Here is a 7,379-nt window from a genome sequence, read left to right on the forward strand (position 1 = left end):
CCCGATCCCGTCCCGATCTCGGAAGTTAAGTGCCGCCGCGGCAATGGTACTGCGTCTCAAGACGTGGGAGAGTAGCTCACCGCCAAACCTGAAAAGAAACACAACTCTCTCTCAACGATACAAAAAAACCAGCGCGGGGTGGAGCAGCCAGGTAGCTCGTCAGGCTCATAACCTGAAGGTCACAGGTTCAAATCCTGTCCCCGCAACCATTTCCTCGCATATAATCAATGCCCTGCGCCCCGCAACACGCGGGGCTTCAATGCGTTCTGGGGCGCTGTTGAACAGATGCCCATAGGGGCAGGGGCTCAGTTCATTGAGTGGGCTGACATCGCGCCGCATTTGCCGATATGGTGCCCGCGATCAATCACCGAGCCCGCGCCATGTCTAGGAAAACCCTCAACAAAGCCAATCTCGAAAAGCTGGGCGCTGACACGCTGGCCGCGCTGGTCATGGAGCTGGTGCAGGGCAATGCCGCGCTTCAGCGGCGGGCGCGGATGGAACAGAGCGCCGCCCAGGGCCCCAAGGATGTGGCCGCCGATCTGCGCAAGCGCTTTGCGTCACTGCGGCGGTCCACCAGCTATGTCGACTGGCGCAAGCAGCGTGCGCTCGTCAAGGACAGCCGTTAGCAGGGAGCGGAGTTTGCAAAGTTGCGACCCGTGTTTGTCCTTCACGACACACTCGGCCCATTGCGGACAATGGGCTTGGCCCTTGAGCTTCGCCGAAGCAGTTGTTCATGCAGAGCGCAGCATTTCTTTATGCTGGACGACCTCAGAGCTCGTGGCGTCCGTGAAAAGATCCTCATAGAGCAGGGTTAATATGGCCGCTCCTGAAATCGCAGGCACGAACCAAGTCAGGTTCTCGATAAAATAGGCCAGACCGATATCAAGTGCCGCCACACCGTCGCCCAGGTAAAAGACGCCGGTAAACAGACCCATCTCGAGCGCCGCTGTCACCCACAGACGCGCAGCGCGAAGCCGCGATACTGCCACTCCAGTGCCAGGGCGCGCATGAAGATGAAAGCCCCGGCTTTTACCTGCATCATCTCAGCAATCTTTCGCGTCTTCGGGACGGGTGATGACGCAAGCGCCCGGCAGGGCAGCTGCATCAGGCGAAACGGCCATGATCACGAAATCCTGCGCATGTGGCCAGTGTCCTTGCAGGCGGTTGCGCAGGTCGGCAGCGGTCAGGGCATCGAGCATGTCGATGATATTCAGCGAATGGCCTGTGGGGAAGCCGTCCAGCGTGGCTTCAAGCTCGACCATGCCCAGATCGATCACATAGTCAGAATTGCGCTCAAACGCTTGCCGCCAAGGGGCCTTGCGGTCGTTGATATCCCCGTCAGGGCCTGTGTCGCGAAAGCCCGCGTAAGCGTCGCGCACTACGTCGACGGCGTCAGCCAGCTTCGCGGATTCAAGCGCGCCAGTCATGACCAGAAAGCGGGTTTCGCGCGTGTAATTGCCCAGTCCGGCGCTGAAACTGTAGCTGGCGCGCAGCCCGTCGCGCACGGAGGCAAACAGCACGCTGTCCTCACCGCCGCCAAGCGCCGTGGCAAGGATCAGGTCTTCCAGATCCCCGCCGAGGCGCGTGGCAGGCAGGGGTGCTATGAAGGTCAAATGCGCCTCTTCGCTATCCGGCAGGTGCAACAGGATCTGGCGCGGGCGATAATCCAGCACGATCTCGCGCAGCTGGGACTCCCTTTCTGGCAGCCTCGCCAGAAGTGTGTCAAGCCCTGCGCCAGCTTGCTCGGGCGTGATATCGCCAGTGATCACCACTGCCTCGGGCTGTGCGGTGACCGTGGCGCTGTGCCATGCGCGCAGATCATCTAGCGACAGGCTTGCGAATGCGTCTGGGTCGTCAAGCGACAACATGGCGCGTAAGGGGTGATCCCCCAGGATCGCCCAACGCAATGCGTCAAATCCCTGTTGCATGGGCTGGGATTGCGCCTCTGCGATGTTCTGGGCGAAACCTGTGCGAATGCGGTCGAACCAGTCGGGGTCAAAACTTGGCTGTGTCAGATGGGCATTGGCGATTGCAATCGCCTCGGGCCAATCCGCCTTCTTGGCGGCAAGCAGGCCGTAAAGGTGGTCGGCACTGACGGGCAATTCGCCATTGGCGTCCATATCGGCAAACCGCTCAACCACCTCACCTGCCGGATAGTCCTCGGCCCCACCAGCCAGGATAAGCTGTGCCCCGATATACGACGCGGTCGGGTTGCGCCCCTCGGCCCAGACCCAGTCATTGGGCCAGGCGGCCAGAATGGCGGCATAATCATTGCCTGGCATCTGGATCAGCCGGTAGGGCGTGCCATTCGGGCTGGTCTGATCTGACGCTTTGGGCGCTTTGTCGCCCTCGCAAAAGGACAGGCCAAGAACAAGCGGCAGGGCAAGGGCAACACGGATCATTCCAAAAACTCCTGTGGGGCAATAAAAGCAATGGCCGTGCGACCGCTTTGGGACAGCGCGGCAAGAAGGGTGTTCAGGCTTTCGCGGGTGATTTGTGGCGGGATCTCTTGCAACACGCGTTTTGATGTCGGCTCGCGCAGCGCCAACACACGGTCAGTTGTGTAATAGGCCATCCAGCGGCGGGTTTTGTCGTGGTCGTCCCAGTCGGGCCAATAGCGGTTCATTCGTGCCATGACGCGCTGGTATGTCGGCGCAGGGATTCCGCTGGCGGCAATATCGGCCAGCGTGGCCTCAAACGCGGCGCGTAGCTCTGGCAGGCTGGTGCCTGTATCGGGACTGGCCTGAAAGCGCAGTTCAACATGGCGTTCGTCTATCGCGGACAGGTCAAGCCGGAACTCGCGCGCAATCCGTGCATCAAACCGCAGTGGTCCCGCCAACCCACCGGGCAGACTGGTGTCCAGCATCTCGCGCAGGTGATCTAGCTGCGCCTCCAGCAGGTCAAAAGGCACAGGTGTGTCCAGCGGCACAACCCGCCGCCAGATCATGCGCGGGGCGGCACTTGGGTCGGGAAATTCAGCCAGATGCACCATTTCCTGCCCAATGTCATATGGAGGCTGCACATGCGGCTCCCCCGCCAGATCAAGTTGCAACCCCATCAAGGCGCGCCAGATCTGCAACCGCCCGACATCGCCGCGAAAGATGAATACGGCGTTTTCCGGTCGGTGTGTGGCGTGGTGCCAGGCGCGCGCTGCGTCATAGTCCAGCCCGTCAATCTGCGCGGGCGTCCCGATGATCGAAGGGGCCAACAGCGTGCCCTGATGCAGGACGGCCGAGAGTGCCTCATCCGCGCGGCGGGTGACATTTTGGGCAAACATGGCCTGATATTCGCGCTGGATAATCTCGCGCTCTTCTTTGGCAAAGCGTGTGTCAAGCGTGATCGGGTCGAACACCCTCGCCAGTGTTGCGGTCAGTTGGGGCAGGTCTTCAGGCTTGCCGCTCAGACTGTAGAAAACCGCCCGGTGGCTGGTCCATGCGCCCGAATGCCGATCCGGCCCGCGCGCCTCCTCGCCAATGGCGCTATACCACGCCAGATGCTCGGCATAATGCGCCAGCCCCACCTGCTCATCCGGATCAAAGGGGCGCGCAATACGCAAGATGACCTCGGCGCGGCCTGTCGTGTTGGTTGGCATGGGGTAGAAAGCGACCGCGTTGATCGATGCGATCGTTTGGTACGCCAACAAAACAAAGCTCATGAAGGCTATTGTCGCCGCGATATACCATGCTCTGAAACGGGTCACGCACACAACCTAATGGGGCAATCATTTGCTCAATGCTATCAAAGCCTGCGCATAAATAACTAGGGATTTTAGTCAACGAATCGCGGTGGACTTACAAGGTAGGCCTTTTTATCGTTTGCTTTCAAGCGAGTTTCCCCAAGAGCGTCTCGCAAAAGACGATCAAATATATGAATATGAAAAAGTGGAGATTCGGGGGGAATTCTATCTTGATAGCTTCGTGAGAGTTGTTTCACAACCTGAGGGAGTTTGAACCAAGATGAATTTTTGAGTGAAAAGTACATTGTACCAGGTTTCAGAATGGCTTGCTCTACACGGACTAAACCCTGAACTTGTTCAGGACATAATCTCTGCATATCGCGCTTCGGAGCTGCGGACGACGCCCGCTTTTTCTATGCCAGAAATCTCGGCCATAGAACACAAAGCCAGCGGCGATCAGCATGCGGCTTTCCTTGCGATCGTTCAGCCCGCTCTCCTTGGCGCACTGAATGATAGTGCATCAGTCAAAGCCGCACTCGCCAAAATTGCGTTCGTTGCGCCAAGCGATAACAGCCAAACACCTCACGTCATCGACCATGGCCATGGCCGCACTCCAACAGTGAGTATGGCTTGGAAGAATGATGCCGAAAGTTTGATGCACCTGACGCATGAAGTTGCGCATGCCCTGCAGATCAATCTTTCGCAAGGCAACAAAATGCCACCTTTGGCGCGTGAGGTCTGTGCATTTCTGGGTGAGTTGACTTTGATGGCCTATGTCCATCGCCATGGTCTAGCAAGCCTTCTGCGTGCTTTGCTCGACGTGTGGCATTCGCACAATACAAGGTATCTTGGTGATGATCTGGAGCATTTGTCAGAAGCAATCCTGACAGACGGTACTGCCTACCATTACCGTCAGAATTACCCGATCGCGCGCCTCGTTGCATGTGAATTGTTCACCCAAGGCACCGGGCCGTGGTTGGAGGCGCTGTTCGCCTCTGGTTCTGACGCCATGGCACATTTGCCCATTGCGCATATGGCGAATGCCGCCGGACGGCGCGCGAACTACTTGCCCGCCCTGCCGATGAGCGGCGCAGATCAACCGGCACTTGGGGCCTATCGCAGCCTTGGGGCCATGGCGCTTCTGGAAATCGAATATTGGAACGGTGTCTCGGAGGCGCCTTTGGGGGATGTCTATCAGGGATTGTTGCAGCACATGCAGAAACAGACGGCGTTCATCGCGCTTGATCGCCACCACCGCCCGCTTGGTTACGCCACATGGGAGCAGGCTCCGGAGGCCAACCGAACCACCCTGACACGTCAAGCCGCGCCCTTTGGCGACCAACTGGAGCTTCAGAAAGCTCTTTCCCGACACTTGCAGCACGACGCAGGCGTAGCCTCGCGCAATGCTCGCAGCGCAAGGCCGGAGCAAGAGGCATGGTAAACATCGACTATTTTGCCAGCGTGGGCTACGCGCTCGAATTGCTGGCGCAGTCTCCGTATCACCGGCAACACAAGCTTGGCGATTATTTCCGTACCGAGGTGCTGCCTGCGCTCTGGGCCGGACAGTGTCGCTTCTATGTCACGCAGGAGGGCGTGCCCACCGCAATGGTCACATGGGCGTGGCTCTCTGAAGACGTTGAACGCGACATCCACGCATCGGGAAGATCGCTCTCACGTAGCGAGTGGACCTGCGGCGACAGGCTGTTCTTCAATGACTGGATCACCCCTTATGGCAACATTAGGGAGGTCGCCCACGACATGACCCACAATATCTTCCCTGACTAGATTGCGACCAGCCTGCGCCGCAACATGGACGGCTCGGTGCGCCGCGTTAATCGGTGGACGGGGGTAAACATCCGGAAAACAGAAGAGGCTGTCGCATGAACATTGCATATCCAGCATCAGAATTTGAAAATGATGTGGCTGCCGTCGAAGGTTTTGCCCAGTTGTTGCAAACAGGTTTCGAAAACCCGGAAGGGATTCGTGGCACAGTGCGCGTGACCATCCCCGAGCACCCCGAGCAGAGCTTCATCGCGCGTTACAGCGATACGTTGCTGATAGAGCGTCACGACATGGATCGTGACACGGATACGCAGGTCATCATTCCGATCGCGACGATCCACCGGATATTTAACGAATTCGAAAGCCTTGACTGGCGAGATCCTGACATCATCGGAACGATCACGTTCACGGGTGATCTTTCCTTTGCAAATCATCTCGCCAGGTCCTGCATCCGCCCCAGCAACTGGACCCTTGCCAGATTCCGCAGCGCCGGAAGGCTCCACGCCGCCCGAGGATATCGCGACCTGACACAGATCGAATATTTACACCAACCGACGCAGCGGCAGATACTTGAAGCCATGGCGAAAAGCCGCCCCTTGGTCATCACCGGGCTGGAACCTTCACCGCCCTGCCGCGACTGGTCGCTTGACAAGCTTGCAGAGCGCTATGGCGATGCTGTGGTTCGGGTCCGCTCCGCGACGCTGCGCCAAACCATGGCGGAGTTCGTGGCCGAATTGAAAGCGTTCGAGGCCAACCCCTATGACAACATGATCGAGGGTTTCGTAAAGCCCTATACCGAAGGGGCAGCTCTACCAGAACAGATGTGGGCAGATTTTGGCCCGCTGTTCTTTGAGCGCGAGGATTTCATCCCCCCGCAGCTTTGGCTGGGGTCGGTGCCCATGCATATCCCGACATCCAGCCTGCATCGCGACCCGCTGACAGGGTTTCTGTTGCAGGTGATCGGGCGCAAGCGGCTGGACTTGTATTCGGCAGATCAAGAAGACCTGCTCTACCCCATGAAAAGCTACAACAACTATCAGCCCTGCTGGTTCAAGCCAGAAGCGCCGTGTACTGACCTATACCCAAAGGCGAAGGACGCAAAGTGCCTCTCGGTCACGCTGAACCCGGGTGAGTTGATCATCCAGCCCGCGGGTTGGTTCCATCAGGTCTATGCCATCGACAGCCCGAATATGTCGGTCAGTTATTTCTGGCGCTACTAGCGCCGAACACAGGTTTCCCCGGGTGTTTTCGGGGAAAGTGGGTGGGGAAGGATTCAGCTTGCCCCACCCGGTTGAGCCGCCGGGCGAAGGAAAGCCCAGCACACAGCAACGCCGCAAAGGGTAGCAGACCTGCACGGCAACAGGAAGGAAGACAGAAATGTCACAAGATATCGTGAAAGCGATGAATGATCTTTATGGGAATGTCAGCTTCGGCGGCGGTGGGAGTAGCAGTAGTAGTAATAGTAGCGCTGGCAGCTTTAGCGGCCCCGCGCGCGAGCAGGAACGTCGGAATCGTTCTGGGAACTCCGGGCCCCATGGGCCTGGACTTGGCCCAATTACTGGTTCGCCTCAGCAAATGGGAAATATTATTGGAACAATGTCGTTAGCAGTTCCCGGTGTGGGAATGGCAGCGAACGTAGGTCGAGGTCTCGCAGCCGCCGGGCTCGTTGCGAACAATCTTTGATCAAGCAGACAGGAAGTTACTTATTATAGAGAAATACTATATTGGTACTTCTTCCGAAGCCACACCCTAATATGTCAGAAACTGCAGCCAATATATCTTGGCTGCAGTTGTTAGTACTACAGTTGCACATGCTGTCGAGCTTTCCGATGGGCTATGGCGGCGGAGTTTTGGTGGCGTCGTCGCCATAGAGACCAAGTCCAGATGAACCTTGCGGTGAGGACGGGCCGCGGCAACAAGC

The 7,379-nt window shown here is 58.1% G+C and carries 7 protein-coding genes, 1 tRNA gene and 1 rRNA gene; 6 read left to right on the forward strand and 3 right to left on the reverse strand.

Going from position 1 to position 7,379, the window contains the following annotated elements; translation table 11 throughout:
• From rrf to PUT78_RS22475, 3 genes are all read left to right on the forward strand, one after another.
• Positions 1 to 88, forward strand: a 5S ribosomal RNA gene (rrf, locus tag PUT78_RS22465); the annotation flags it as partial.
• Positions 89 to 132: 44 nt separating this feature from the next.
• Positions 133 to 209: transfer RNA gene (locus PUT78_RS22470), tRNA-Met, on the forward strand.
• Between the two features lie 138 nt (positions 210 to 347).
• Positions 348 to 626, forward strand: coding sequence for a DUF6880 family protein (locus tag PUT78_RS22475; protein WP_274354476.1), 279 nt, complete (start codon positions 348 to 350; stop codon positions 624 to 626).
• A 105-nt stretch (positions 627 to 731) separates the two neighbouring features.
• Here the strand turns inward: PUT78_RS22475 and PUT78_RS22480 are convergent, their stop codons facing one another.
• From PUT78_RS22480 to PUT78_RS22490, 3 genes are all read right to left on the reverse strand, one after another.
• Positions 732 to 935 carry a hypothetical protein gene (locus tag PUT78_RS22480; RefSeq protein WP_274354477.1) on the reverse strand — a complete coding sequence of 68 codons (204 nt, stop codon included), beginning with the start codon at positions 933 to 935 and terminating at the stop codon, positions 732 to 734.
• A 108-nt stretch (positions 936 to 1,043) separates the two neighbouring features.
• The gene (locus tag PUT78_RS22485) at positions 1,044 to 2,402 is read right to left on the reverse strand and encodes a M16 family metallopeptidase (RefSeq protein ID WP_274354479.1); all 1,359 of its coding nucleotides are present in this window, start codon (positions 2,400 to 2,402) and stop codon (positions 1,044 to 1,046) included.
• Positions 2,399 to 3,700 carry a M16 family metallopeptidase gene (locus PUT78_RS22490; RefSeq protein WP_274354480.1) on the reverse strand — a complete coding sequence of 434 codons (1,302 nt, stop codon included), beginning with the start codon at positions 3,698 to 3,700 and terminating at the stop codon, positions 2,399 to 2,401. The genes PUT78_RS22485 and PUT78_RS22490 overlap by 4 nt, the downstream gene beginning before the upstream one ends.
• A 268-nt stretch (positions 3,701 to 3,968) precedes the next feature.
• Here PUT78_RS22490 and PUT78_RS22495 point away from each other — a divergent pair, with 268 nt between their 5' ends.
• From PUT78_RS22495 to PUT78_RS22505, 3 genes are all read left to right on the forward strand, one after another.
• Positions 3,969 to 5,117, forward strand: coding sequence for a hypothetical protein (locus tag PUT78_RS22495; RefSeq protein ID WP_274354481.1), 1,149 nt, complete (start codon positions 3,969 to 3,971; stop codon positions 5,115 to 5,117).
• Positions 5,111 to 5,461: a toxin-activating lysine-acyltransferase gene (locus tag PUT78_RS22500; RefSeq protein WP_274354482.1), complete on the forward strand. Its 351-nt coding sequence runs from the start codon at positions 5,111 to 5,113 to the stop codon at positions 5,459 to 5,461. Before PUT78_RS22495 ends, PUT78_RS22500 begins: the two co-directional genes overlap by 7 nt.
• A 95-nt stretch (positions 5,462 to 5,556) precedes the next feature.
• A complete protein-coding gene (locus PUT78_RS22505; protein ID WP_274354483.1) occupies positions 5,557 to 6,678 on the forward strand; it encodes a cupin-like domain-containing protein in 1,122 nt (373 codons plus the stop codon).
• Positions 6,679 to 7,379 lie beyond the last annotated feature (701 nt).

Origin of the sequence: Roseinatronobacter alkalisoli (genome assembly GCF_028745735.1) — a bacterium.
GTDB lineage: Bacteria > Pseudomonadota > Alphaproteobacteria > Rhodobacterales > Rhodobacteraceae > Roseinatronobacter > Roseinatronobacter alkalisoli.